We start from the raw sequence: 26,317 nt of genomic DNA, 5'->3' as shown, positions 1-26,317 counted from the left end.
GCGAAGGCTCGTCGCTCAGGCGGCTTCGACTGATCGGGCCGATTCCGGCGTGTCGAAGCGCATGATACGTTCATGCACGGTGCGATTGCGCCCCGCCTTCTTGGCTTCGTAGAGCAGCGTGTCCGCACGGGCATAAAGCTCTGCAAAATCCATCCCCTGCAGACCTTCGCTGGGGATCGAAATCACGCCCATGCTGGCGGTGACCGGACAGTCGAGGCCCTCCACTTCGGCGGCGACCCGCACCGGTATCGCCTGGCGGAACTTCTCCGCCAACTGCAACCCTCGCCGGCCGCGGGTAAGGATCATGAATTCCTCCCCGCCCAATCGGGCAGCGATGGAATCGCGGCGGCGGCCACTGTTGAAGACCTTGGCACACGCCACCAGAACCGCGTCGCCGGTCCGGTGGCCGAAGCGGTCGTTGATTTGCTTGAACCGGTCGAGATCGAGCAGCGCCATCGTGTCGAAGCCCTGTTGGCGCAAATCATCGAACCGGCCCTCCAGCGTGCGGCGATTGTAGAGACCCGTCAGCCCGTCGCGTTCCGAAAGGCGGCCCAGCTCCTTCGCTTCGGAGATTGCGTCGTCGCGCTCGCGCCGAAGGGCGAAAAAGCGGTCGGCAACGCCCATGGCGGTCGCGATGCCTTCTGACAGGATGCCGATATAGAACAGGGGCAAGGCGTCGTTCTGCAGCGCGAAGGGCAGTATTTGCGTGCTGATCTGGATGAAGGAGGCAAGCAGGATCGGAGCCCAGCCGATCAGCACGAAGATGACTGCACGGCTGCGTTTCCGGCAGGCATCGACCATCAAGGCCAGGATCACTGCAAAGGCCGGAATCATCCCGAGACTGTGAAAATTGCCGCCCAATGGGCGCAGAACCTCGAGTGACGCTGCATGCACGGCGCTGAGCAATATGGTCCAGATCGCAACAATCGGGATCGCAGCCCTCAGCCTGCGCGACAATCGATCCGGCTCGATATAGCTACGCAGAAACATCAGCGCTGTGGCCGCCATTACACCTGTGGCCATGATGAGCATGACACGCCAGATGTCAGGCGGCACCTCGGCGATCAGGTTGATAATCCCTGACCGGGTTACGATCATCCCCGCGAAACTGAGGGTCAGTACGATGTGCCAGGCAAGGAAAGATCGCCGCTGGGCGCGGTAGAAGATCGCATCGAGCGCTATTGGAACCAGCATCATACCGATCAGGGCAGCCAGCGACATGAACTGGATCAGCGTGGATTCGCTGAGCCCCTGCGGCTTGTCGAGCAGCATGGCGCGGCTGAGCGTTGAGCCGTGCCCATTGCCGGTAAAGCTTGCGATGACCGCCACCGGCTTTCCCGAAACTTGCGGAACGGGAAATTCGATCATCGGCTCGCCAAAGGTGGACTTCGCATCCTCCAGGCCAAAGCCTTCGATCGACCATTTCCCCTTGTCGTTGCGAACGGCAATTCGCAGCCGTTCGAAATAGCCGAGCCGCGTATTGAGCACTTGCGGCACAATTGGGCTTTGAGCCACATCGAAGCGGAGCGACCAGTCGCCGCCCGCCCTTTCTTCCTTCTGCTTGGAGCAATCCCACCGGCTCTGCGACTTGTAAGCCCGTTCGAGCGCGGCCTCGCTCTCGAACACCTGATTGACGAAACAGGGGCTGGATTGCAGCGGTTGGGCCGCCGCCGCAGCGGGCAGCAGAAGCGTGAGCCCAAGCGCCGCCAGCACGGCGCGAATGGCCAGGCAGAATTGAATGAAACTCCTCCGCATGTCGCTCATTTAGGGGACAAGCCCTTCGCGCGGGTTAATGGAGGCCCGATTTCCTGCGTTTGTCCAAGGGCTTGCTCGGATGCGAAAACTCGCGCGGGCGCAATTTGTCCACATGCTGTCCACCAAGACCGGTGTGAGCGTCATCAAACTGTCACTTGGCAGTCATAGGCGCGCCAGAAATTGGTCAAACAAAGGATCGAAACCAGTGAGACTTCAGGCATCGGCGATTGCTCTGGCAACGGCCATCTCATTCTCTCAACCCGCCTATGCGCAGGACGAAGCCGAAATGCGCGAAGCCATAGCGCAGATGCGCGCGCAAATGGCTGAAATGGCGGCTCGAATCGATTCGCTGGAAAGCGATCTTGCAGAGGCTGAGGCGCAGGCCCAGGCGGCCAATACGGCGGCAGCTGCCGCAAGCGAGGCCGCTGCGGCTGCAAATGAAACCGCCGCAGCGGCGAAATCCTCCGCGCCGAAGGTGAGCTGGAAAGGCGCGCCGAAGTTCGAAGGCGAGGGTGGATGGAGCTTCAAGCCGCGCGGGCGCTTGCAATATGACGCTGGTACGACATCGGCGCCTTCTTCTACTGGCCGTAGCGATGGATTCGGTAATGAAGTGCGTCGCGCGCGCCTCGGCGTCGAAGGCGATATTCCTGGCGGCTTCGGCTACAAGTTCGAGCTCGATTTCGCCGGCAATTCGACTGAAATCACCGATGCGATCCTGACTTACAAGGATGGCCCGGTGAAGGTCGCGGTTGGCCAGCACAACAATTTCCAGGGCCTGGAAGAACTCACCAGCAGCCGCTTCATCTCGTTCATGGAGCGCGCGGCATTCACCGATGCGTTCGATTTCGAGCGCCGCGTCGGTGCCTCGCTCCAGTACCACAAGGGCGATGTGCTGGTGCAGGGCGGGCTGTTCACCGACAATATCGACGATCTTTCGAACAAGAACTGGAGCGCCGATGGCCGCGTGGTGTTCATGCCCAAGATGGGCGGCACGCAGCTCCACATGGGCGGCTCGATCCACTACACCGATTATGAAGCTGGTACTTCGCTGCGCTATCGCCAGCGGCCCTTCGTCCATTTTACCGGCGAGCGCTTCATCAACACCGGGCATTTCGCTGCCGACAGCGAGCTTGGCCTTGGCGTTGAAGCTGCGGCCATCTCCGGCCCGTTCCACGCGGCTGCCGAAGGTTATTGGCAGAAGGCCAGCCGTCCGGCCGGGCTTTCGGACCCCACATTCTTCGGCGGTTATGCCGAAGTCGGCTACTTCCTCACCGGCGGCGACAAGCGCGGCTATAAGGGCGGCACATTCGACCGGGTGAAGCCGGCCAATCCTGTCGGCAAGGGCGGCATGGGTGCGGTGCAGGTCAATTTGCGTTACGACTATCTCGACCTCAACGATGCCGACATCATCGGCGGCAAGCAGAACGGTTACGGCGTTTCGCTGATCTGGACGCCGACAGCCTACACCCGCTTCATGATGAACTACGGCAAGATGTCCTATGACGATGCGGTCTATCCCACCGGCAGTGGCGACACCTCCTACAGCGTCGACTCCTTCGGCGTGCGGGCGCAGGTCGATTTCTGATAGGGCGGTCTATCGCAGAAACGTCACATAGACGTCACATACGGCACCTATCGGACCGGCAATTCGAGTTTTCAGAGTACTTCAAGCAAAGGTAAGTCTCATGCGTATTTCCAAACTTTCCTGCCTCGCGGCCATTTCGGCCCTGGCGCTCTCTGCATGTGGTGAAAACCCGGGCGGCGGCGCACGCGATTCGATCCGCGCAGTCGGCTCTTCGACCGTGTTCCCCTTCGCCAAGGCGGTGGCTGAAAGCTATGCCCGCTCGAACCCCGGCTCCAAGTCGCCGCTGATCGAATCGACCGGCTCGGGCGGCGGCATCAAGCTATTCTGCTCTGGCGTCGGCGCCGACACGCCCGACATGACCAATGCCTCGCGCCGCATGAAGCTCTCGGAGTTCGAGTCCTGCGCCGCTAATGGCGTGACCGACATCGTCGAACTGCAGGTCGGCCTTGACGGCATTGCCTTTGCTTCGGCCAAGGGCGGCATCATGATGAACCTTTCGCCGAAGATCATCTATGAAGCACTCGCGGCACACCCCTATGGCGGCGAGCAGACCAGCAAGACCTGGGCCGACGTCGATTCTTCGCTGCCTGCCGAGCCGATCCTGGTCTATGGCCCGCCCTCTACCTCCGGCACGCGCGACGCGCTCAAGGAACTGATCCTTGAAGCAGGTTGCAAAACCAGCGACGAGATGAAGGCGCTCAAGGAAAGCGACGAAGACAAGTTCAAGGCCGTCTGCACCGAAGTGCGTTCGGATGGTGGCTATGTCGACCAGGGCGAACAGGACAATCTGATCGTGCAGAAGATCGCCGCCAACCCCAAGGCGGTCGGCGTGTTCGGCTATTCCTATCTCGAAGAGAATGAAGACAAGCTGCAGGATCTGCCGATCAATGGCGTTCCTGCAACCTATGAGAATATCTCAAGCTTCGCCTATCCGGGTGCGCGCCCGCTCTTCGTCTATGTGAAGAAGGCCCACATGCAGGCCATCCCGGGCCTCGACGGTTATCTGGCCGAATGGGCCAAGAGCTGGGGCAAGGACGGCCCGCTGGCCAAGATCGGCCTCGTCGCCTCCCCTGACGATGTCCAGGCCGCCAATGCGGAAAAGGTGAAGAACCTTACCACGCTTACGGCCGACGAGCTGAAGTAACCCCACCCACCAGCTTCAGCGAGTGGCGCCGCTCCGTCGCAAGGCGGGGCGGCGCTATTTCGTTGGGGTGTTGGTAACGCGCGCGATCAGGCCTGGTGCATATAGACTGCGCGCTCGTGGCTGAAGGCCTTGAAGCCGAAATAGCCGTGATAGCTGCCCATGCCGCTCTGGTTGACGCCGCCGAACGGAAGGTTGTTTTCGAGGTAATGCGAGAAGACGCCGTTGACGGTGACGCCGCCTGACGAGGTGCGGTTCAGAATCTTGTCGATGTGCTCCTGGTCAGGACTGAAGATGTAGAGCGCCAGCGGTTTGTCGCGGGCCTCGATATAGCCGATCGCCTGATCGAGATTATCATAGGTCATGACCGGCAGAAGCGGAGCGAAGATCTCTTCCTGCAGGATCGACATTTGCGGCGTGACATCTGTCAGCATCGTTGGATGGACGGTGCGGCTGTCTTCCTCGAAAGTGCCGCCCACGGCCACCGTCGCACCTTTGGCCACCGCGTCGTCGAACAGCGATTTCACGCGTTTGAAATTGCTTTCGTTGACGACCTGCGCAATCGCCTCTGTCTTGATCGAGCCGTCGTCACTGTAGAGGTTTTGCCGGACGTTGCTCCTGAAGGCTTCGACCAGATCATCCTTCTGGCTTCCGGGCACAAAGACATAGTCCGGGCAGATGCAGGCCTGCCCGCCATTGAACTGCTTGGCCCCGGCCAGCGCTGCACCGATCTTCGCGACATCCGCGCCTTCATCGATAATCACCGGCGATTTGCCGCCCAGCTCAAGTGTAACCGTAGCGAGATGCTTGGCCGCGGCGGCCATCACGATCTTGCCCACGCGGGTGCTTCCGGTGAAGAAGATATGATTGAAGGGCAGCTCCAGCAGCGCCTCTGCCACGCTCACATCGCCTTCGAACAGGGCCACTTCGTTCTCGTCGAACACTTCCTCCACGATCGTCCTGGCTATGCTGGCGGTTGCCGGGCAAAGATCGGTCAGCTTGACCATGCAGCAATTGCCCGCCGCCACGGCTGCCGCGAGCGGGCCGAAGGTGAGGCCGAGCGGAAAATTCCACGGACCGAGGATCAGGCACACGCCGCGCGCTTCATGCACGATCATCGCCTTGTCATTGGGATCGAGCGAAGTGGCGACCTCGGCCGGTTTCATCCACTCGTCGAGATTGTCGATATTACGCTGGATATTGGCGATCACGTTGAGGACTTCGGTGACGCGGATCTCGCCTTCGGGCTTGCGCGTATCTTTCTGTACGGCGGCGACGATATCGTCGGCATGGGCTTCGACCGAGGCTTTCAGTTTTGCCAGCCTGGCCTTGCGCTCCTCGGCACTGCTGGCCTTGACGTTCCATTGATTGTCGCTCTGGGCGGCAAAAATCCGCGCCATATCGGCCGGGACGCTTTGCGAAATCTGGGGGGCACTGGCCATTGTCTGTCCTCTCTCGGTCTGCGCACCCATCCGGCGCATTCTAACAATGGTTATCGTGCCTGCGCGTTCCAAAGCAAGGCCGAAGGGCGTCTGCGGCGATAAGGATTGCGCCGGAGAGGTAAGTTTGGCGCAATCGAGTGCGTGCGGGCTTTGCGCTCTGCTTCGTTGCCCTGCCTCCGCGCTGGGAGTGCGCGGAATGCTGCCTGCCAACACCATCGTCGTTGAACGTCAACCCTCCGCCGCCACAGCCGGTCACGCCCCCGCCGTGCTCAGAACCAGAAGCGCACGCCAATCACGAAATTGGTCACGCCAGGATCTTCGCCGCGGGCCCGCACATAATCCGCGCTTTTGCCGGTCCGCCATTCCTGGTCGATCCCGACATAGGGGGCGAACTCGCGTGCAATCTCGTAGCGTAACCTCAGGCCCAGCTCGATCCTTTCGATACCCGAACCGATATCGAGTTCCGGAATGTCCTGCGCGGACAGGGCCAACTCGGCCCGCGGCTGCAGGATCAGCCGCTGGGTGATGCGCTGGTCCAGTTCGGCTTCGATCCGCGCCGTCAGGTTTCCCTTGTCCGAGAGGAAGGCGGCGGCATCGATCTCGAAGAGATAGGGCGAAAGCCCTTGTACACCGAGCGCGGCATGCGTTCGCTCCGGACCGGTGAGGTCCTGCCGCACGCCAGCCTGCAGGTCGAAGAAGGGGGCGATCGCATGGCTCCACAGCGCCTGCACTTCGGCGCTTTCCGGCTTCTCGCCGAAGCTGCCTTCGCCCTCGCTCTTGAACCAGAACTTGTCGATATCCCCGCCGTAGAAGCCCTGGATATTCCAGAGATAGCCGTCATTCCCCTGGCGCGCGCGATATTCCAGCCGGTCGCCCTGGAACCAGAACAGCGGCATTCCGCTGACCTTGCGCACGACATCGGCACGCGAGGCAGCCATGATCGAGGCACCGGCGAACTGATCGGCTGCATGGGCCGGTCCTTCAAATGCTTCGGGCGGGGGCGGGGCCTGCGGGATTTCCTCTTCCTCCCCGTGCGTCATGGCCGAACGTTCCATTGGGCCATGATCCATCGCACCGTGGCCCATCGCGCCTTCATCGCTTGTGCCATGATCCATCTCGGGCATCGGGGAAGGAGTTTCCTTCTGCTCCGATTGATCCGCACCCATGTCATGGCCTTCGTGCGAGCCATGGTCTTGCGCGACAGCAGGGGCGGCCAGCAAGATCAGTCCGGGTACAGCGAGCAGCGCTCTCATGGCCGGTCTTCCGCCGACTGAAGTGGCCTGACGGTGACCACCTGAAACATGCCCGAATGCATGTGGTACATGAGGTGGCAGTGAAACGCCCAGTCGCCCGGCTCGTTTGCGGTGAGGTCGAATGTGGCGCTCCCGCCGGGCTGGACAATCAAAGTGTGCTTCAGCGGCTGGAAACCCTCGTGCCCGTTGACCAGCTCGAAGAAATGGCCGTGCAGGTGGATCGGGTGCGCCATCATGGTGTCGTTGACCAGCCTGACCCGGACCCGCTCGTTGAAGGCGAAGCGGATCGGATCATCGGTGACGGCGGAAAACTTCTTACCGTCGAACGACCACATATATCGTTCCATATTGCCCGTAAGATGAATCTCCTTGAGGCGCGATGGCCGCCGGGGATCGGGATTGGGCCGGGCAGCAATGAGCTGGCGATAGGTGAGCACGCGGTGCCCAACCTTGTCGAGGCCTAGCCCGGGGAAATCCATCCGGTCGACCGGGTTCATCGCCACCATGTCGAGGCCAGGACCGGCTTCCACCAAATCAGGCAGCAAGGAAGTGTCGCGCATGCTCATGCCGGACATCTCCATCTCGTCCGACGAACCGTGGTCCATGCCCTCCATCGAGCCATGGTCCATCCCCTGCATCGCGCTATGGCTCATGCCCATGTCGGCCATGGTCAGCAGCGGCGGATCGCGGAGCGGGGGAATATCTGCTCTCGCCCCGTCCCGGCTGGTGAGCATCGCCAGCCCCATGCCTGAACGGTCCATTGCTTCCGCGACGAAAGCAAACGCCTCGGCCCCCTTCGGCTCGATCAGCACGTCATAGGTTTCGGCATTGCCGATCTGGAATTCGTCCACTTCGACCGGCTGCACATCCTGCCCGTCAGCGGCAATTACCGTCATCGCAAGGCCGGGGATACGGACGTTGAAGAAGGTCATGGCGGATCCGTTGATGATCCGCAGGCGAATGCGCTCGCCCGGTTCATAGACCAGCTCCAGCCCGTCGTCGGGGCCATGGCCGTTGACGAGGTAGGAGTAGGTCGACCCCGTCACATCGGCGATGTCGGTCGGCATCATCCGCATGCGCGCCCACATCCGCCGATCTGCGCCGCTTAGCGGATAGTCATCGGTTGCTGTCGTCTTGTTGTAGTTGAAATAGGCTTCGCCCAGCTTGAGCTTCCGCATGATCGCGTGCGGGTGCATGGGCGACCAATCGGTGAGCACCAGGACATATTCGCGGTCGTATTCGTGTGGCGACGGGGTCGCAGGATCGATCACGATGGGGCCATAGTGACCCATCGGCTCCTGCAACGTATGCGCGTGCCACCAATAGGTGCCCGCTTGCCTGACCGGAAATTCGTAGCGGAATGTCTCACCCGGCTTCACCGCGGCCATCGACACGCCTGGCACGCCGTCCATCAGGAAGGGTACAAGCATTCCGTGCCAGTGGATCGAGGTTTCACCGGACGAATTGTTGACCAGATCGACAACGAGGTTCTGGCCTTCGCGCAATCGAACAAGCGGCCCGGGGATGGTCCCATTGACGGCGACTGCCGGGCCATGCCGCTTGCCGGTCAACAACGTGGCATCGGCAACAGTCATGGTGAGGTGCTCGCCCGAAAGCACATCGCAGCCTCGCCGCGCCGCCATTCCGCCATGCGCACCGCGCGCCCAGGCGGGCATGGCCCGCGAAAGGCCGGCCGTGCCGATCATGATGGAACTGCCGGTGAGGAACCTGCGTCGATTGATGGGCATGAAAGCTAGATAAGCTCTGCTCTCTCTGAGACAAGCGATGTCGGCATCGCACTCAATGCCCTAAAGACTCAAAGCGGGTTCCCGTCGCGGTCGCGGAAGATTTCGCGGCGGCCGACATGGTTGGCCGGGCCGACCAGTCCTTCGCTTTCCATCCGCTCGATCCATTTGGCGGCGGTGTTGTAGCCCACGCCCATCTGGCGTTGCAGCCATGAGCCCGAGGCCTTCTGGTTCTCGATCACGATCTGGCAGGCCTGGCGATATTTGCGCTCTTCCGGATTGTCGCTGGCGGTCAGCTCGTCCTCGAAAGCGGAATAGCCATCTTCCGGCTCTTCGGTCACCGCATCGACATAGTCGGGCTTGCCCTGGCCGCGCCAGAAATCCGCCACATGCTCGACTTCCTCGTCGCTGACGAAGGGGCCGTGCACGCGCACCATCGCGCCGGTGTTGGGCTTGTAGAGCATGTCGCCCTTGCCCAGCAGCTGTTCTGCGCCCTGCTCGCCCAGAATGGTGCGACTGTCGATCCGGCTGGTGACCTTGAAGCTGATGCGGGTCGGCAGGTTCGCCTTGATGACGCCGGTGATGACATCGACCGAGGGGCGCTGCGTCGCCATGATGAGGTGGATGCCGGCGGCGCGCGATTTCTGGCTGAGGCGCTGGATCAGAACTTCGATTTCCTTGCCGACAGTGACCATCAAATCGGCCAGCTCGTCGACGATCAGCACGATCTGCGGCAGCGGTTCGTAATCGAGCTGTTCTTCCTCGTAGATTTCCTCGCCCGTTTCGGGATCGAAGCCGGTCTGCACGCGGCGGCCCAGCGGCTTGCCCTTGGCGGCGGCCGCACTGACCTTCTCGTTGAAGCTGTTGATGTTGCGCGAATTGACGCTGCTCATCATGCGATAGCGCCGCTCCATCTCCTCGACGCCCCATTTGAGCGCGCGCACGGACTTGTGCGGCTCGGTCACCACCGGGCTCAGCAGATGCGGGATATCGTCATAGGTCTTGAGCTCAAGCACCTTGGGGTCGATCAGGATCAACCGGCATTCGGCGGGCGTGAAGCGATAGAGCAGGCTCAGCAGGATCGCGTTGAGGCCGACCGATTTACCCGATCCGGTGGTGCCCGCGACCAGCAGGTGGGGCATGGCGGCAAGGTCCGCCACGACGGGCTCGCCCGCGATATCCTTGCCCAGGATTATCGGCAGATTGCCCTTGTTATTGGCAAAGGCCTCGCAGGCGGCCAATTCCTTGAAGCTGACCATGGCCCGGTCTGTATTGGGCAGCTCGATCCCCATCACGGTCTTGCCCGGAATGGGGCTGACGCGGGCGGAGATGGCGGACATGTTGCGCGCGATATCTTCCGCCAGGCCGACCACGCGGCTGGCTTTGATACCAGGGGCCGGCTCCAGCTCGTACATGGTCACGACCGGTCCGGTGCGCACGGCAGTGATCTCGCCTTTGACGTTGAAATCGTCGAGCACGTTTTCGAGCAGGCGGGCATTGCGCTCCAGCGCAAGCTTGTCGAGTTTGGGCGCGTTGTTCTCGGGCGCGTCGGCGAGCAGGTCGAGGCTGGGCAGATCATAGCTGGCGAACATGTCGCGCTGCTTGGCCTTGGGCATGATCGCCTTCTTCGGCGGAGCGGAGGGATCGGTGATTTCAGGCGCGCGGCGTGGGGCAGGCTCGGGTCGCGGTTCGGATTCCGGCTTGGTGCGCTTTGCAGGCTTCGTATTGCGCGCCAGAGCGAGGCCGCTGTCACCGCTGTCGATCGTGCGACGGCTGGCGAAACGGTCGGAAATGAACTCGGGCAGCGTCAGCAGGCTGCGCCAGTCGATCGCGAAAATGCGGGTCAGCAGCGCCACGCCGCCAGCCAGGCTGGCGAGCGCACCACCCAGGATCACCCAGCCATGCCAATCCTCGCCGAAACGCGTGGCAACCGCTTCCATCGCAGCAGCGCCGAGCAAGCCCGAAATGCCGCCCATTTGCGCAGGCAGCGTGCCCTGCGTTCCTTCAAAAGCGAGCGACAGCACGGTCGCGATCAGCGTCATGGCGAGCAGCAGCATGCCTAGCGGCAGCCACCAGCGGGTGGTGTCTTCCTCATCCTCGTGCTCGACATCCCGCCACAGCTTGCGCGCGGTAACGTAGAGCAAGGGCAGCAGCAGGATTGCGGTCAGTCCGAAGGCCCCGAGCACCTTGTCTGCCACCCAGGCGCCGCTAGCGCCCATCCAGTTGCGGATGTCCTCGCCCGACGCAGCGGTCGAGCCGCTCGGGTCGGTCTGGGTGTAACTTGCGATCGACAGCGCAAGGAAGATCATCAGGCCGAACAGCACGACGGCGCCCGTCATCTGCGCAGCGCGCCGCATCGAGCGGCGGAACGCTGCCCGCCAGTCGGTTTTTCCGCGGCTTTTGCTCGTGCTCATTGCTCGTGTCGCCATGGGGCGCCCTCCTGTGAGAACACACCATGAATCCTTGCGGACTCGCGGTCAAGATTCCTGCGGTGGGTGGTGAAGCCTAGCTCAACCCGTCGATCGCGGCCCAGCGGGGCCAATCGAGCTCATTCGCACGCTCGGCATTCATTCCGCCAAGCGCGATAACGGGCATTTCGGCGCGGGCAGCGATCTCGCGAAAATTGGACGCACCCAGACAAGCTCCGCCCGGATGCGAGCGGGTCGGAAAGACCGGAGATAGAAACACGCCGTCCGCTTTGGCGCGATTTACGAGTTCGATCTCTCGCGCATCATGCGCGGTTGCAAAGCGCAGGAGGCCAGGCCTCTTGCCTAGCTTTCCTGGCGGCCCATAGATCCCCTGTGCGCCCCATTCGACTGCGGTCTCGGCATCGCCCGAAAGAATCATGAGGTGGCCCGCCGCGCTGGCGATCGCCTTCAATTCATCGAACCTGGCCCGCCGCGCATCGCCCTCAAGGTGGTAGTGGCGGAAGATGAAGGCGTTGCCTTTGGGCAAGGTGGCCAGCGCCCATTCAAGCTTCGCATCGTTGCGCGCATCGGAAAGAAGCCACAGCTTCGGGAGGGTATGGCCTTGCGTCACACACCCGCTATAGCGCGCCGATATGGACAGTGAAGCCACAACGCCGCTGCAGGAGGTCCGCGCCAACATCGCGCGCGCCTGCACACCTTCGCGCCGCGAGCCCGATGATGTGACGCTGATCGCGGTCAGCAAGACGCATCCCGCCGAAGCGATTGTGCCACTGCTGGAAGAGGGGCAGCGCGTCTTCGGCGAGAACCGCGTGCAGGAAGCGCAGGGGAAATGGCCCGCGTTGCTGGAGCGCTATCCCGATGTCGAACTGCATCTGATCGGCCAGCTTCAATCGAACAAGGCCGAGGATGCGGTCGCGCTGTTCGACTGTATCCATGCGCTCGACCGGCCCAGCCTGGTGAAGGCGCTGGCCAAAGCGATGGAGAAGCTGGGCAAGCGCGTGCCGTGCTTCATCCAGGTCAATGTAGGAAGCGAAGAGCAGAAAGGCGGCTGCGCGGTGGAGGCTCTGCCCGAGCTGCTAACGCAGGCGCGCGAGGCCGGTATTCCGATCGCCGGGCTGATGTGCATCCCGCCTTTCGATATCGAACCCGCGCCCTTCTTTGCGCTGCTGGCGAAGCTGGCGGCGGATAATGAGCTTTCCGGCCTCAGCATGGGTATGAGCGGCGATTACCAGACTGCGGCGATGCTCGGCGCGACGCATGTGCGCGTAGGCACAGCGCTGTTTGGTGAAAGAGATTCGCAGCACTGAACGAAGAAGGGGCGCCCGCATGGACGCCCCTCCTTTTGTTTCGATATCCGAAAAATCAGAACTCGAAAGTCGCTTCCACGCCAAGCTGGCGGCCCTTCGAAAGCGGCGAGAGCGTGCCCGCAGCCGGGTAGAAGTCAAACGGCCGGTTCACGCCGTTGCCCAGCGGTCCGCCGAAGGGCAATTGCGAGTCGCCGCCAGCCTGGACTCCGTCGAGCAGGTTCTTGCCGTAGAGCGAGAATGCCAGCCCATCGAGAGGTGTGTTCCAGGTCACGTTGACATCGAGATTCGAGATGTCCTGGATCCAGCCGAAGTTGTTGTCCGTGTAGGCGAACTTGTCACGATACTGGAAGTTCGCCCGGGTCACGATGTCACTCGATCCGAGGTCCCACTCGTGGATGAAGCCAAAGCCGAAGGTGACTTCGGGCACACGCGGAAGGCGCAGTGCCTTGTCGGCATCGTCGATCATGCCATCGCCGGAAATATCGAATAACAGCTTGTCATAGCTGTCGTCGATGATCCCGATGTTGGCCGTGAACAGCAGCGAGTCCGACACGCGCATCCGCGATTCCGCTTCGAAACCAATGATATGGGCATCGGCAGTGTTGAAGATCGACTGCACCACACCTGAAGTTGCGGAAGACTGGTTCACTTCGCGCTGCATGTTCGCAATGTCGGTATAGTATGCCGCCAAATTCAGCGTAAAGCTACCGTCATCGGTCTGGAACTTGCTGCCGATTTCGTAATTGTCGACCTTTTCCTCGTCAAAGAAGAATTCGCCATTGGCTAACGCAACAGCCTCGAACGCAGTAGGAGATGTGATACGGAAGTTGTAGCCACCGCTGCGATAGCCGCGCGTCCAGCTTGCATAGACCTGGCCACGACCGAACTCATATTGCAGGCCCAGCTTGGGAGACCAGTTCTTCCACGAATGTTTGTCTTCGAAGCCATTGTTCTCGGCAGCGAAGAAGTTGAACGGGTCCTGGCTAAACGGATTCAGACCGCTGGTCGGGCAGGTGCCTCCCACAACCGAGCATTCGGGGCGCGGGCGAACATAGGTTACGCCAGCGTCCTTTTTCTCTCGGCTCCAGCGGATACCGGCGATAACCGATAGTGCATCGGTGAGATGGTATTGGCCTGAAGCGAACAGGCCGAGCACCTGGTGGTCCTGACTGCCGCCGCCATAGAAGGTCAGCGGAGAAAGCGGAGGCAGATCACGCACTTCGGTATAGGCGATCGACTGATCGAAGTAGAACGCGCCCACGGTCAGATCGAATGCGTCGGTCGAGACAGCATAACGCAGCTCGTTTGAGATCTGATCCTGCGCCGTTTCGGTGTTGGAATGGAATCCGAAAAACGGCAGCGAGTCGATATCCCCCAGCGTCGTCGCTTCGTAGTCGCGATAGCCGAAGATATTGGTCAGCGTGCCGGCCCCGATGTCCAGTTCGGCCTTGAGCGAGCCGGTCCAGATCTTGTTGTCGTAATTGCCGCGCTCGTCGATCGACAGCTTGAACGTGTCGCGCGGGAACAGGCCGCGGTTCTGGCCTGCCGGCCCGTCACCATCGCTTTCGAAATAGTCGAGCTTGCCGGTCAGTGTCAGGTCGCCGAAGCGCCCTTCCAGCGCGCCGCGCAGGATCTTGGTCTCGGCGCGGCCCTGGTTCGAACCGTCGAACAGGTTGGTGAAGTAGCCTTTGTCCTTGTTGTAATAGGCGCCCAGCTTGAACAGCAGCGTATCTTCCACCAGCGGGCCGGAAACGACGCCACTGATCGTGTAGTTGGCGCCGCCGCGGCCACCGTCGAGGAACGGCCCGTCAACCGCTGCGCGGAACTTGCCGGTCAGATACTCGGTCGGGTTGCCAGTGTTGATCAGCACCGCGCCGCCCGTCACGTTGCGGCCGAACAGAACGCCCTGCGGACCGCGCAGGATTTCCACGCTGTCGAGGTCGAACAGGTCGAACACGACACCGCCGTTGAAGCCGAGGTACACACCGTCGACAAACACACCCACGGTTGGATCGATCGAGGGGATCGAGCTGTTGATGCCGAGGCCGCGGATCGAGAAGTTCGCAGTGCCGCGGCTGGTGCCGATCTGGTCGAGCGAGACGTTGGGGGCCGAATAGGTCAGCGACTGGACGTCGCGTACCTTCAGCGCTTCCAGGCTTTGCGAGTTGAACGCCGTGACCGCCAGTGGCACATCCTGAACGTCTTCCGCATTCTGCGTCTTCGTTCCTGTCACCACGATGGTGTTCAAGGAACCAATCGCGCTCCGCTGATCCTCAAACTCTTCGGTCGGCGTATCATCCCCTGCATCCTGCGCATGCGCAGCAACAGGCGCCAATGCGCAGCTGGATAGCAGCAGCGCAAGGGTTCGCTGTGATGTGAATCTCTTTGTCATTGACGTTTCTCCTCCATCCTTTGCCACGGCAACAACCGTGACATTATGTTATCAGATTTGATAATAGACTTGCTCTATGCATCCTCAAGCTGTTTTTGACGGTGATCGCTTGCAGCTTCAAGCAGCCGCTTGCGAATCTCGTTCAGCCTGGACTCTCCACTAATTTTTCCTCCTGTAAGATCAGTTACGTAGAATGTATCGGCCGCGCTTTCTCCATAGGCGGTAATATGCGCCGAATGGACCATAAGCTTGGCTTCGAACAATGCCCTTGCGAGGCGGTTAAGCAGGGCGGACCTGTCGCGCGCATTGACCTCGATCACAGTGAAACGATTTGATGCCGTGTTGTCGAAATTGACACGCGGCGCGACATCGAAGGCACCCGCGCGGTTGCGCGGCAGAGGGCGCTGCGCCAGCTTGGGCACCAGCTCGATCCGGTTGGCAAGCGCATCGCCGATTGCATTCTTCAGCCGGTCGAGCTGGCTCGCTTCGCGGAACGGATTGCCTAGCGGATCCTGCACCAGGAAATTGTCGACTGCCCAGCCGCTGCGCGATGTATGGATGCGCGCGTCGATGATGTTTGCGCCGGCAAGGTGGATGCCGCCCGCAATGCGATAGAACAGGCCGGGGTGATCGGCCGCGATCACCGTTACCAGCGTCGCGCCACGCGCTTCGTAATACTCGCAATGGATCGAAAGCTGGTCCTTGATCTCGCGGGCGACGCGGTACTGGACCAGGTTGAGGGCAATCACGTCTTCCGGCTCGGCGATCCAGTAAGCGTCACCAAACTGCTCACCGATCTCGGCAATCAAGCCTGCGTTCTTGTCCATCCGCGTGGCCACCGCCGCCTTCTTCGCTTCGACCCGCTCCTTGCGCCCGTGGCGCAAGTGGCCCAGCCGCAAGCGTTCCTGCGCGGCATCGTAGAGCTCGCCCAGCAATTGGCGTTTCCAGCTGTTCCAGGTTCCGGGGCCGACCGCACGAATATCGACCGCGGTCAGGAGAAGCAGATTGCGCAAGCGCTCCACGCTCTGCACTTCGCTGACGAAATCCTCGATTGTCTTCGGGTCGGTGAGATCGCGCTTTTGCGCGGTCGAACTCATCAGGAGATGATTGAGCACCAGCCAGGCAACAAGTTCGGTCTCGGCATCGTCGAGCCCGAAACGCGGGCATAGCTGGTTCGCGACATCCGCGCCCAGCACCGAATGGTCGCCTCCACGCCCCTTGGCGATATCGTGCAGCAGCACCGCGACATAGATTGCACGCCGCGAACTGACTTCATGGATCAGCTTGCTGCTGCGCGGATGGTCCCGCTCCAGCTCGCCCTTCTCGATCTTGCTGAGCAGGCCGATTGCGCGGATCGTGTGCTCATCGACCGTGTAGTGATGGTACATGTCGAACTGCATCTGCGCATTGACGCGGCCGAAATCGGGCACGAAGCGGCCGAACACTTCCGCTTCGTTCATCCAGCGCAGCACCATTTCGGGGTCGTTGCGGCCAGCCAGCAGGTCCAGAAACAAGGCATTGGCGCGCGGATCATCGCGCACATCGTCCTTGATCAGCGTGCTGTCGCGCGTGATCTGGCGCATGGTTTCGGGGTGAATTTCCAGCCCATTGGCTTCGGCCAGCTGGAAGATTTCGATTAACCGCACCGGATCCTTGCGGAACCAGTCGCCCGACGGAGCTGCAATTCGACCGCCGAACACGCTGTAGCCCTTGATCTCGCGTGCCTTCTGTTTCCAACCGGCGAAGAACCCCCTCTGCCCGCGCTTGCGCGAAAGCTGGTCTTCGATATGCGCCAGGAACACGCCGGTCAGGCTGCCGACGCGCTTGGCCTGGAGGAAATAGAACTGCATGAAGCGCTCGACCGCGCTCTTGCCGGGACGGTCGGCGAAATTCATCCGTTCGGCCACGCGCCGCTGCATATCGAAGGTCAGCCGGTCTTCGGCCCGCCCGGTGATGAAATGCAGGTGGCATCGCACCGCCAGCAAGAAGCCTTCGGCGCGGCGGAAACTGCGATATTCGCCATGAGTGAGTAGCCCGACATCGACCAGTTCGGCAGCGCTGCGCACCTTGTGGATATACTTGCCGATCCAATAGAGCGTCTGCAGGTCGCGCAGCCCGCCCTTGCCGTCCTTGATATTGGGCTCGACGACATAGCGGCTGTCGCCCATGCGCTTGTGGCGCTGATCGCGCTCTACCAGCTTTTCGGTCAGAAACTGCCGCTCGCTGCCCTTGACCACTTCGTCCCAGAAGCGCTTCGAGATTTCATCGTAGAGCCCGCGGTCGCCCCAGATGAAACGCCCTTCTAGCAGCGCGGTCCGCACCGTCAGGTCCTCGCGCGCCATGCGCAGGCTGTCATCGACCGTGCGGCTCGAGTGACCCACCTTGAGGCCGAGGTCCCAGAAGAAATAGAGCATCGCCTCGATTGCCTGCTCGCACCAGGGCGCCCGGCGGGTGGGCGTGATGAAGGCAATGTCGACATCGGACTGCGGCGCCATTTCGGCCCGGCCATATCCCCCGACGGCGATCATCGCGAGCCGTTCGGCAGCGGTCCTGTTCGCAACCGGATAGACGTGGTCCGTCACGTGGTCGTGGATCACGCGCAGCAACTGATCGATCAGGAACGCCTGCCCGTGGACGCATTCATACCCGGCCGATGGCTTTTCCTCCAGCCGCCGGCGAATTTCCTCGCGCCCGGAATCGAGCGCCTGCTTGAGCAGCGCAAGGATTTCCGGCCGCGCCTTTTGCGCACCGCTCTCTTCGGCCAGCGCAACGATGCGCTCGCTCAGTGTGCGCCGGTCGATGATGGCGCGCTGGTTATGAATGCGATAATTGGTCAAGTTGCATCCCGCAGTTTGATTTCTCAGACTCCTTCCAGCTCATCCCTGAACATTGTGCGAACTGTGCGCTTATCGATCTTTTGCGTGCCCAGCCGTGGCAACGACTTGTCCGAAAGACAAATATGCTGTTCCAGCGGCACCTTGAAGGGGGCGATACGCGTCAACAGGAACTCGCGCAGCCCAGCAGGCGTCAGATCGCTCCCTTGCTTGAGGTGATAGACCGCGGCCGGCACTTCGCCCATACGCTCGTCAGGCAGGCCGAAGACAGAGCATTCCGCCACCGCATCATGCGCGTAGATCGCTTCCTCCACTTCGATGCAGGTTATGTTCTCGCCGCCGCGAATGATGATGTCCTTCTTGCGGTCGACGATGAACAGATAGCCGTCTTCATCGATGTAGCCCAGATCGCCGGTCCGGAAATAGCGATCCCGGGTGTAGGCTTCGGCAGTTGCCTCGTCGTTATTCCAATAGCCGATGAAATTGCACACCGTGCGGAAGCAGATTTCGCCGGTCTTGCCTTGCTCCAATTTGTTGCCATCGTCGTCGAGGATGGCGAGATCGACCAGCGGACGGCTGGGCTTGCCGGTGCTCGACGGCTTGGCGAGGTAGTTCTCATTGAAGTTCGCGCAACCCACGCCATTGGTTTCAGTCAGGCCATAACCGAGCAACGGGAAGCCATCTGGAAAGGCTTCCTTGATCTTGGTGACATGTTCGGGCGGGCGCGGGGCGCCACCTGCGGCAAAGCCCGAGCATGAGCTGATGTCGTATTTCGCGCGATCGGGATGGGTCGCAATCTCGTAACTCATCAGCGGCACGCCCGCGAAATAGCTGACCTTCTCCTTGTCCATCAGCCGCAATGCTTCGCCCGCATCCCAGCGCGGCATCAGCACCAGCTTGCGCCCAAGCGCGAAGCTCTGGAGGAACACCGGCACTTCACCGGTAACGTGGAACAGCGGCACTGCGACCAGAGCGCAGGCTTGCGTGGTCGGCGCGTCACCGCTGCTGTCGAGATAGGTGAAAGCCATCAGCGATTGCATCGCATAGCTCAGTGCGCCGTGGACCACCCCGCGGTGATCGGACCACGCGCCTTTGGATTTGCCGGTCGAGCCTGAGGTGTAAAGTATGGTTGCATAGTCGTCCGGCCCGATTTCGGGGAAACTGGCCGAGGCCGGATCGCCCCATATTGCGCCGAGCCCATCGGCAGGATCGTTGCAGTGATCGAACAGAACGATCCTGGCGCCGTGGCTTTGCCCGTCAAGCCGCTTGGCCCGCTGTGCATCGGCGAGCAGCAGTTTGCAGCCGACCAATTCGATTTGATCGGCGAGCTCTTCGCCACTGGAAAATCCGTTGAGCAGGGTCGCGCAACCGCCGGCGATGAGGACGCCCATATAGGCGACGATCCAGTTGGCCGAATTGCGGGCCGCAATACCCACGCGATCTCCGCGCTCGACCCCGTGATCCTTCACCAGCCCGGCTGCGACATGGCGCGCCGCATCCCAGCTTTCGGCAAAGCTCAGCCGCACATCGCCATCGACCAGGAAACAGGCATCGGCATGTTCGCTGCAGTAATGTTCGAAATAGTGGATCAGGCTGGGCGGGGCGTTCTTGAGCGCCGGCATGTCAACGCCGCCGCGATCGATCATGATTGTTTCGGCCGGTCCGCCGGCCTCGGTGAGCTTGTCCATGATCGCATCAAGGGCTTTATCGAGCTCGGTTGGCATGGATTGCCATCTCCTCTCCATCACAATAGGCGCTCACGCCTTCCCTTTTCAGGAATGACGCGGCTCGCCGGTTTCGCAGGCTTTCCCCAAATCCCCTGCTGTGCCAAAAGCCGCGCGACAAGCGTGCCGGCGCGGCGCGCATTACCATTAAGGGGTTCGCTTCGTGCTGTCACTACTCGCCAATTCAGGCGTCACAGAGCCGATTTATTGGGAAAATCTGGGCCTGAGGCCGGGCATTGATCTGGGCTTCTTTACGCTACGGTTTTATTCGCTCGCGTACCTTGGCGGCGTCATTTTTGCCTATTGGCACGTGTCGAAAATGATCAAGTCTCCGGGCGCTCCGATGGCTCAACGACATGTGGATGATCTGTTTTTTTATTGCACACTTGGCGTGATTCTCGGCGGGCGAATCGGATACGCCTTGTTCTATACCGGCGGCGAAACGGGCGAACCCAGCCTGTTCACCAGTTTCGATGGCCCCGGCTTCGTTAGCTGGCGTTTGCTGCGGCTGTGGGATGGCGGGATGAGCTTTCACGGCGGCGTGATGGGCGTCCTGGCGGCAATCGCCTGGGTCACCTGGCGCGGCAAGCTCAATTTCCTGCGGGTGTGCGATTATATCGCGGTAAACGTGCCGGTAGGCATGATGCTGGGGCGGTTGGCCAATTTCATCAATGGCGAGCTGTGGGGGCGGCCCACCGACGTAGCCTGGGCAATGGTCTTTCCCGGCGCAGGCGACCTTCCGCGCCATCCCAGCCAGCTGTACCAGGCGGGCCTGGAAGGATTGCTGCTGGCAGTTGTCCTGATCCCGCTGTTCTGGAAGACGCGGGCGCGCTATCGTCCCGGATTGCTGGTCGGGATATTCACGCTGGGCATCGCCGCTGCCCGGTTTGTTAACGAATTTTTCCGCGAACCCGATGCACAATTGGCAGAGTTCGCGGCAGAAACAGGGTTATCGATGGGGCAATGGCTCACAATACCGCTGATAATACTTGGATTAATTGTCACGATCTACGCAGTGCTGAGAAAGCCGCTCGGAACGGGCGAGCGAATCGCGACGGCGGACTGAACGACAACCAGCGCGCAAGATCGCGCCTGAAGCTCATCGATCCCGAGGTCGATGAGCCGGAGGTGAAGGTTGCTGCCGCCAAGACGGCGGACAAGAAACCGGCGGAGGCCAAGAAGCCTGCGCCTGCGAAGCCGCAAGCGAAGGTGGTCGAGGCGAAAGCGCCTGCGCCGGCAATAGCAGAACCCAAGAAGGCCGAACCCAAGAAGGACGGGGCCAAGCCCGGTGCACCTCCTGCGACAGAGGCCGCCAAGCCTGCGTCCAAGAAGCCCGAATCTCCAAAGCCGGAACCAAGGCCGGAGCCTCCCAAACCTGCGGCCAAGAAGGCTGAGCCGCCCAAACCGGCAACTCCAAAGCCGGAACCCAAGCCGGTTGAAGTCAAAAAGGTCGAGGCCAAAAAACCGGATTCCTCCAAAGAGGCGCCGAAGAAAGCCGAAGCCGCCAAGGTCGAGCCTGCCAAGCCGCAGGTGAAGGCCGCCGCGGCGAAGAAGGCTGACGCGAAGAAGCCGGAGCAGCCTAAGGCGCCTGAGGCGAAGAAGCCCGAACCCAAGCAGGTCGAGGCCAAGAAACCGGCAGCACCCAAGGCAGAACCAAAAGGGGTGGCGGTCGAGAAGGATGCGCCGCCCCGGCCGGACGCGAAGCAGGCGCAGGGCGAGAAGAGCGAAGCCGCCAAGGCGCAGCCGAAAGATGTCGAAGCCAAGAAGTCCGAGCCTTCAAAGCCGGAACCCGAAAAGGCCAAGGCTGAAAAGGTAGAGCCTCCCAGGCAGGAATCCAAAAAACCGGAAGCCAAGCCTGCCGCGGCTGCAGAACCGGAGCCTGCCAAGCCCGAACTCAAACAGCCTGAACCCAAGCAGTCCGAAGCTAAGAAAACCGAAGCTAAGAAACCCGAGCCAAAGCCGGCTCCGCCGCCCAAGCCGGTCGAGGATCCTGTCAAGCGGTTCCGCCGCTTGATCCGCGAGACGGGGCCGATATCGCTCGCGCAGTTCATGGCCGAGAGCAACGCGCTCTATTATTCCACCCGCGACCCACTGGGCGAGGAAGGGGACTTCATCACTGCGCCCGAGGTCAGCCAGATGTTCGGCGAACTGATCGGGCTGTGGATGGCGGATGTCTGGGTCAAGGCGGGCAGGCCGGACCCTGTCTATTTCGTCGAACTCGGCCCGGGCCGTGGCACGCTGGCGCAGGACGCGCTGCGCACCGCCGCGCGCTACGAACTCATGCCGCAGGTCCATTTCGTCGAAGCCTCGCCGACCTTGCGCGAGGCTCAGCTGAAGGCGGTGCCCGACGCGATCCATCATGACGATGTCACCTCCTTGCCCACCGACGGCCCGCTGCTGCTGGTCGCGAACGAGTTCTTCGATGCGCTTCCGATCCACCAGTTGATCCGTTCTGCGCAGGGCTGGCATGAACGGATGATCGGGCTTGACGGAGATCGCTTCGTATTCGTGGGCGGCGACAAGCCGATGGATTCGATCGTCCCTTCAAGCTGGCGCACCGCGCGGCAAGGCACGATGGTTGAAAGCAGCCCCGCCTCAGCCGCCATCATCTCCGACCTGTCTGATCGGCTGGTGGCGCAGGGCGGTGCCGGCCTGGTGATCGATTATGGCCCGCGCGAACTGCGCTCGGGCTCGACCATCCAGGCGATCCGCGCGCACAAGAAGATCGACATTTTCGATGCGCCAGGCGAATCCGATATCACTGCGCATGTCGATTTCGAAATGCTCGGCAAGGTGGTCGAGCGGCAGGGCGCCAGGGTCATGGGTGTCGAGATGCAGGGCGACTGGCTGACGGCGCTGGGTATCGAGACGCGCACCGAAGCCTTGCAGCGCCGCTCGCCCGACAAGAAGGACGTGATCGACCGGCAGCTCAACCGGCTGATTGCAGAGGACCAGATGGGCCTGCTGTTCAAGGTGATGGGGATTGCCTCGCCCGAATGGCCCATGGGCGTCGGATTCGACGATTAGGGTGCCAGTCTAGTAGTTTTGCAGCTTCTTCTGGCGCCGGCGCTGGGCGCTGCTGCCAATGCCGATCGCCTCGCGATATTTGGCAACGGTGCGCCGGGCGAGATCGAAGCCTTCGTCCTTGAGCAGATCGACCAGCTTCTGGTCCGACAGCACCTTCTTCGCATCTTCGGCATCGACCAGCGCCTTTATCCGCGCCTTGATCGCTTCGGACGATGCGCCTTCGCCGTCAGATGATCCCACGCCGCTGGTGAAGAAGTATTTCAGCTCGAATGTTCCGCGGTCGCAGTGCAGATATTTGTTGCTGGTGACGCGACTGACCGTGCTCTCGTGCATGTCGATCGCTTCGGCCACTTCGCGCAAGGTCAGTGGCTTAAGTTCCGAGACACCGTGACGGAAGAATCCTTCCTGCCGCTTCACGATCTCGGCTGCGGTCTTGAGGATGGTCTTTTGCCGCTGGTCTAGCGCCTTTATGAGCCAGTTGGCGTCGGCCAGCTTTTCCTTGAGCCAGCTCTGCGCTTCCTTGCCCGGCGAACCCGCGCTCAGTTCTAGGTAATAGCTGCGGTTGACCACCAGCCGCGGCAGCGTGTCTTCATTGAGCGAAAGGTCCCAGCCGCCTTTCCTTCCTTCGCTGAGCAAGATGTCAGGTACCACCGCGCTCGCGGCATCGCGGCTGAAGGCGAGGCCCGGTTTGGGGTCATATCCGCGCAGTTCGGTAAGCATGTCGGCGAAGTCTTCCTCATCCACTCCGCACATGCGCTTGAGCCGCGAAAGATCGCCGCGCGCGACCAGTTCCAGATTGTCAATCAGGCGGGCCATGCAGGGATCGTAGCGGTTCGCTTCGCGTGCCTGCAGTGCCAGGCATTCCCCCAGGCTGCGCGCGCCGACCCCGGTCGGGTCGAGCGACTGGACCAGTTCGAGTGCGTCTTCGACTTCGCCAATCTGTGCGCCCAGTTCGGCGGCGATGGCGCGCAGATCGACCGGAAGATAACCGGCCTCGTCGAGCAGGCCGATGATATGGCGCGCGATGAAGGCCTCGCCTGGGCTGTAGGCCATGGCGCCAACCTGTTCCCCAAGATGTTCGGCCAACGTTTGCCCGCCCGCACCCTGGCTTTCGATATCGGGCCAGTCCTCGCCGGAGACGGAGGCGCTGGCGGCGCCCCATTCGCCCGCTCCCGCGCCTGCTGATTGCGTGCTGTCGCCCGTATCGCGGTCACGGTCGAGTGCATCGGGATCAATGTCGAGCGGAGCGTCGCTTTCGCCCTGGCCGAGCGCCATCGACTCGTCGCTTGTCGCATTTTCGCCGAGTGAACCGGTTGGCTCGGCGTCACTGGCGTCTTCGCGCGCCTGTTCGCCGGCTTCAAGCAGCGGATTCGCTTCCAGAGCTTCACCAATAAAGGTCTCAATCTCGAGATTGGACAGCGCCAGCAGCTTGATCGCCTGCTGCAGCTGCGGCGTAATCACCAGTGACTGCGACTGGCGAAGATCCAGCCTGGGACCGAGTGCCATCAGTTCGCTTCCTTTGGGTCGCTTCGCGACCCGGGAAGGGCGATGCCAGCCTGCTCCTCCTCCCAGCCGCCCGACAGGATAATCCCGTGGGTGGTTGGGAGGGGGAGCGGGCCGGTGCCGAGCCCGGCGGACCGAGATCCGCCCCACAGCATCACATATCCACCCGCCGGAAAATCACAGCGTGAATCCCTCGCCTAGGTACAGTCGACGGACATTCTCGTCCGCGACCAGATCATGCGGCGTCCCGGCGAAAAGTACCTGGCCACCATAGATGATGCAGGCGCGGTCCACGATATCGAGCGTCTCGCGTACATTGTGATCGGTAATCAGAACACCGATGCCGCGCTTCTTGAGGTCTTTAACCAGATCGCGGATATCGCTGATGGAGAGCGGGTCGATCCCGGCGAAGGGCTCGTCCAGCAGCATGATTGAAGGTTTCGCCGCCAGCGCGCGGGCGATCTCGCAGCGTCGCCGTTCGCCGCCCGAAAGCGCCATGGCGGGCGAATTGCGCAGCCGTTCGATATGGAATTCTTCCAGCAATCGCTCGAGCTCTTGCGCGCGCGTCTCAGGGTCGGGCTCGACCATTTCCAGCACGCAGTTGATGTTCTGTTCCACCGTCATTCCGCGAAAGATGCTGGTTTCCTGCGGCAGATAGCCCAGGCCCAGGATCGCGCGGCGATACATCGGCAGGTGGGTCACATCCTCGCCGTCCATCAGGATCCGCCCCGCATCGGGGCGCACCAGCCCCATGATCGAATAGAAGCAGGTCGTCTTGCCCGCGCCATTGGGGCCGAGCAGGCCGAGGACTTCCCCCTTGTCGACCGTCAAGGAGATGTCCGACAGCACGCTGCGCTTGTCGTAGCTCTTGGCAATCGAGATCACCTCCAGCCCGCCATGGGGCAGCGGTGCGGTGGCATCGATATGGGAATGCGTCGAAGGTTGCGTCACTGTCTGGGCATCGCTCATGCGCGCGGTTCTAGCAGCCCTTGCAGCGCAGAAAAGCCCCGTTCGTCGCAAATTGGCAGGATTCCTGCATGGTGCAGCATTGGGGCACTTAGGATCGGCCCGGCCTTGCCTGCCTGCGCAATATAGTTACGCCCCTTGTCACCAGCGCGCACAAGTGAAATACTCCGTTTCCGGAGAGGGAATCGAGGGGAAACTTGATGGGCGAAGTCCTGCCACGTCGCGAGACGCACGGGAACGCAGACAAATCGCGTACGCGTGATTGGCGTAAATCGGCGAGCGACCATGTCGCCTACGCGTTGCTGGTTTATACTGCGCTGCAGATCTTTGTGACGGTGCACGCGCTCAAGAGCGGTTTCTCCTCGATCCTGCCCTATTTTGCCCTGATCGTCCTGGTGGCCGGTATCATCCCGGCGTGCCGCTGGTTCGAGAAGCGCTGGGACTGGTTGTCTGACGAGCAGGCCGCCGATCCTGCCTATCTGGTGAGCTTCCGCCGCGACATAACAATGCTGTGGAGCCTGGCGATCGGCCTGCCCATCATCCTTACGGGCCTGTTCAAGCTGATAGCGGTTATGGCCTGAACGCTTCGGGCGCAGGCCACACCTGATTGACTGGAGTTCGGGCGAAGGGCGCTAGCGCGCCCTCTATCCGATGGACTCTAATTCGCCTTGTAGCGTTCGATAGCTTCCACGACGATCTGCCGCGCTTCCTCGCGGTCGCCCCATTTGCCGATCCGCACCCACTTTTCGGCTTCCAGATCCTTGTAGTGAGTGAAGAAGTGCTCGATCTGCTGGAAGATGATCGAAGGCAGATCCTTCGTCTCGCCGACATCGGAATAATAGGGGAACGTCGTGTCGACGGGCACGCAGATGAGCTTCTCGTCGCCGCCATGCTCATCCTCGAGATTGAGCACGCCGATGGGGCGCGCACGGACAACGCAGCCGGGGATGAAGGGGCTGCGCGCAATCACCAAAGCGTCGAGCGGATCGCCATCGGGTGACAGCGTATGCGGCACGAAGCCGTAGTTGGCGGGATAGCGCATCGGCGTGTGCAGGATGCGGTCGACGAACAGCGCGCCCGATTCCTTGTCGAACTCGTATTTCACCGGCTCGCCGCCAGCCGGGACTTCGATAATGACATTGAGGTCGTCGGGGGGATTGCTGCCTGCGGGGATCTTGTCGATTTGCATGTCTTTTCTCGCTTCGGTGCGCCGG

The 26,317-nt window shown here is 61.5% G+C and carries 18 protein-coding genes; 6 read left to right on the top strand and 12 right to left on the bottom strand.

The features are described 5' to 3' along the window. Positions 1–15: 15 nt before the first annotated feature. Positions 16–1,764, bottom strand: a complete 1,749-nt coding sequence (locus ACQY6C_RS01340) for a sensor domain-containing diguanylate cyclase (RefSeq protein WP_427963837.1) — start codon at positions 1,762–1,764, stop codon at positions 16–18. Positions 1,765–1,960: 196 nt separating this feature from the next. Here ACQY6C_RS01340 and ACQY6C_RS01335 point away from each other — a divergent pair, with 196 nt between their 5' ends. Beyond that, entirely contained in the window at positions 1,961–3,340 is a 1,380-nt protein-coding gene (locus ACQY6C_RS01335) for an OprO/OprP family phosphate-selective porin (RefSeq protein ID WP_427963835.1), read from the top strand. A gap of 100 nt (positions 3,341–3,440) precedes the next feature. Further along, positions 3,441–4,484 carry a substrate-binding domain-containing protein gene (locus ACQY6C_RS01330; RefSeq protein ID WP_427963833.1) on the top strand — a complete coding sequence of 348 codons (1,044 nt, stop codon included), beginning with the start codon at positions 3,441–3,443 and terminating at the stop codon, positions 4,482–4,484. Between the two features lie 86 nt (positions 4,485–4,570). Here the strand turns inward: ACQY6C_RS01330 and ACQY6C_RS01325 are convergent, their stop codons facing one another. The 5 genes from ACQY6C_RS01325 to ACQY6C_RS01305 all read right to left on the bottom strand — a co-directional run bounded on the left by ACQY6C_RS01325 (position 4,571) and on the right by ACQY6C_RS01305 (position 11,999). Next, positions 4,571–5,923 (bottom strand): aldehyde dehydrogenase family protein, encoded by a 1,353-nt coding sequence (locus tag ACQY6C_RS01325; RefSeq protein ID WP_427963831.1) that lies wholly within the window; start codon positions 5,921–5,923, stop codon positions 4,571–4,573. A 269-nt stretch (positions 5,924–6,192) separates the two neighbouring features. Further along, positions 6,193–7,176: a copper resistance protein B gene (locus tag ACQY6C_RS01320; RefSeq protein WP_427963830.1), complete on the bottom strand. Its 984-nt coding sequence runs from the start codon at positions 7,174–7,176 to the stop codon at positions 6,193–6,195. Next, a complete protein-coding gene (locus ACQY6C_RS01315) occupies positions 7,173–8,924 on the bottom strand; it encodes a copper resistance system multicopper oxidase (protein WP_427963828.1) in 1,752 nt (583 codons plus the stop codon). Before ACQY6C_RS01315 ends, ACQY6C_RS01320 begins: the two co-directional genes overlap by 4 nt. A 68-nt stretch (positions 8,925–8,992) precedes the next feature. After that, positions 8,993–11,350, bottom strand: coding sequence for a DNA translocase FtsK (locus tag ACQY6C_RS01310; protein WP_427963826.1), 2,358 nt, complete (start codon positions 11,348–11,350; stop codon positions 8,993–8,995). Between the two features lie 76 nt (positions 11,351–11,426). Next, the gene (locus tag ACQY6C_RS01305; RefSeq protein WP_427963824.1) at positions 11,427–11,999 is read right to left on the bottom strand and encodes a thiamine phosphate synthase; all 573 of its coding nucleotides are present in this window, start codon (positions 11,997–11,999) and stop codon (positions 11,427–11,429) included. Here ACQY6C_RS01305 and ACQY6C_RS01300 point away from each other — a divergent pair. After that, positions 11,983–12,657, top strand: coding sequence for a YggS family pyridoxal phosphate-dependent enzyme (locus tag ACQY6C_RS01300; protein WP_427963822.1), 675 nt, complete (start codon positions 11,983–11,985; stop codon positions 12,655–12,657). The genes ACQY6C_RS01305 and ACQY6C_RS01300 overlap by 17 nt on opposite strands. 55 nt (positions 12,658–12,712) lie before the next feature. Here the strand turns inward: ACQY6C_RS01300 and ACQY6C_RS01295 are convergent, their stop codons facing one another. The 3 genes from ACQY6C_RS01295 to ACQY6C_RS01285 form a co-directional block, all read right to left on the bottom strand. Continuing rightward, a complete protein-coding gene (locus tag ACQY6C_RS01295; protein WP_427963820.1) occupies positions 12,713–15,049 on the bottom strand; it encodes a TonB-dependent receptor in 2,337 nt (778 codons plus the stop codon). A gap of 74 nt (positions 15,050–15,123) precedes the next feature. Beyond that, positions 15,124–17,886, bottom strand: a complete 2,763-nt coding sequence (locus tag ACQY6C_RS01290) for a [protein-PII] uridylyltransferase (RefSeq protein WP_427963818.1) — start codon at positions 17,884–17,886, stop codon at positions 15,124–15,126. 23 nt (positions 17,887–17,909) lie between these two features. Then, positions 17,910–19,607, bottom strand: coding sequence for a class I adenylate-forming enzyme family protein (locus ACQY6C_RS01285; RefSeq protein WP_427963816.1), 1,698 nt, complete (start codon positions 19,605–19,607; stop codon positions 17,910–17,912). Between the two features lie 163 nt (positions 19,608–19,770). Here ACQY6C_RS01285 and lgt point away from each other — a divergent pair, with 163 nt between their 5' ends. Then, the gene (gene lgt / locus ACQY6C_RS01280; RefSeq protein WP_427963814.1) at positions 19,771–20,673 is read left to right on the top strand and encodes a prolipoprotein diacylglyceryl transferase; all 903 of its coding nucleotides are present in this window, start codon (positions 19,771–19,773) and stop codon (positions 20,671–20,673) included. Between the two features lie 62 nt (positions 20,674–20,735). After that, a complete protein-coding gene (locus tag ACQY6C_RS01275; RefSeq protein ID WP_427963812.1) occupies positions 20,736–22,634 on the top strand; it encodes an SAM-dependent methyltransferase in 1,899 nt (632 codons plus the stop codon). Between the two features lie 9 nt (positions 22,635–22,643). Here the strand turns inward: ACQY6C_RS01275 and rpoN are convergent, their stop codons facing one another. After that, a complete protein-coding gene (gene rpoN, locus ACQY6C_RS01270) occupies positions 22,644–24,140 on the bottom strand; it encodes an RNA polymerase factor sigma-54 (RefSeq protein ID WP_427963810.1) in 1,497 nt (498 codons plus the stop codon). Positions 24,141–24,314: 174 nt separating this feature from the next. Continuing rightward, positions 24,315–25,106 carry an LPS export ABC transporter ATP-binding protein gene (gene lptB, locus ACQY6C_RS01265; RefSeq protein ID WP_427963808.1) on the bottom strand — a complete coding sequence of 264 codons (792 nt, stop codon included), beginning with the start codon at positions 25,104–25,106 and terminating at the stop codon, positions 24,315–24,317. A gap of 197 nt (positions 25,107–25,303) precedes the next feature. Here lptB and ACQY6C_RS01260 point away from each other — a divergent pair, with 197 nt between their 5' ends. Continuing rightward, entirely contained in the window at positions 25,304–25,684 is a 381-nt protein-coding gene (locus ACQY6C_RS01260; RefSeq protein WP_427963806.1) for a hypothetical protein, read from the top strand. A gap of 77 nt (positions 25,685–25,761) precedes the next feature. Here ACQY6C_RS01260 and ppa read toward each other — a convergent pair whose 3' ends face one another. After that, a complete protein-coding gene (gene ppa, locus ACQY6C_RS01255; protein ID WP_427963804.1) occupies positions 25,762–26,292 on the bottom strand; it encodes an inorganic diphosphatase in 531 nt (176 codons plus the stop codon). Positions 26,293–26,317: the final 25 nt, after the last annotated feature.

It is taken from the genome of Altererythrobacter sp. (assembly GCF_050299635.1).
Lineage (GTDB): Bacteria > Pseudomonadota > Alphaproteobacteria > Sphingomonadales > Sphingomonadaceae > Erythrobacter.
Note: the sequence above shows the minus strand (reverse complement) of the source record. Positions and strands in the feature narration are given on the sequence as shown.

Bases quoted from the DNA above. Each gene is read 5' to 3' on its own strand.
- ACQY6C_RS01325 (WP_427963831.1), bottom strand. From the start codon at position 5,923: ATGGCCAGTGCCCCCCAGATTTCGCAAAGCGTCCCGGCCGATATGGCG.
- ACQY6C_RS01295 (WP_427963820.1), bottom strand. From the start codon at position 15,049: ATGACAAAGAGATTCACATCACAGCGAACCCTTGCGCTGCTGCTATCC.
- lptB (WP_427963808.1), bottom strand. From the start codon at position 25,106: ATGAGCGATGCCCAGACAGTGACGCAACCTTCGACGCATTCCCATATC.
- ppa (WP_427963804.1), bottom strand. From the start codon at position 26,292: ATGCAAATCGACAAGATCCCCGCAGGCAGCAATCCCCCCGACGACCTC.
- ACQY6C_RS01320 (WP_427963830.1), bottom strand. From the start codon at position 7,176: ATGAGAGCGCTGCTCGCTGTACCCGGACTGATCTTGCTGGCCGCCCCT.
- ACQY6C_RS01330 (WP_427963833.1), top strand. From the start codon at position 3,441: ATGCGTATTTCCAAACTTTCCTGCCTCGCGGCCATTTCGGCCCTGGCG.
- ACQY6C_RS01310 (WP_427963826.1), bottom strand. From the start codon at position 11,350: ATGGCGACACGAGCAATGAGCACGAGCAAAAGCCGCGGAAAAACCGAC.
- ACQY6C_RS01260 (WP_427963806.1), top strand. From the start codon at position 25,304: ATGGGCGAAGTCCTGCCACGTCGCGAGACGCACGGGAACGCAGACAAA.
- rpoN (WP_427963810.1), bottom strand. From the start codon at position 24,140: ATGGCACTCGGTCCCAGGCTGGATCTTCGCCAGTCGCAGTCACTGGTG.
- ACQY6C_RS01340 (WP_427963837.1), bottom strand. From the start codon at position 1,764: ATGAGCGACATGCGGAGGAGTTTCATTCAATTCTGCCTGGCCATTCGC.
- ACQY6C_RS01285 (WP_427963816.1), bottom strand. From the start codon at position 19,607: ATGCCAACCGAGCTCGATAAAGCCCTTGATGCGATCATGGACAAGCTC.
- ACQY6C_RS01315 (WP_427963828.1), bottom strand. From the start codon at position 8,924: ATGCCCATCAATCGACGCAGGTTCCTCACCGGCAGTTCCATCATGATC.
- ACQY6C_RS01300 (WP_427963822.1), top strand. From the start codon at position 11,983: ATGGACAGTGAAGCCACAACGCCGCTGCAGGAGGTCCGCGCCAACATC.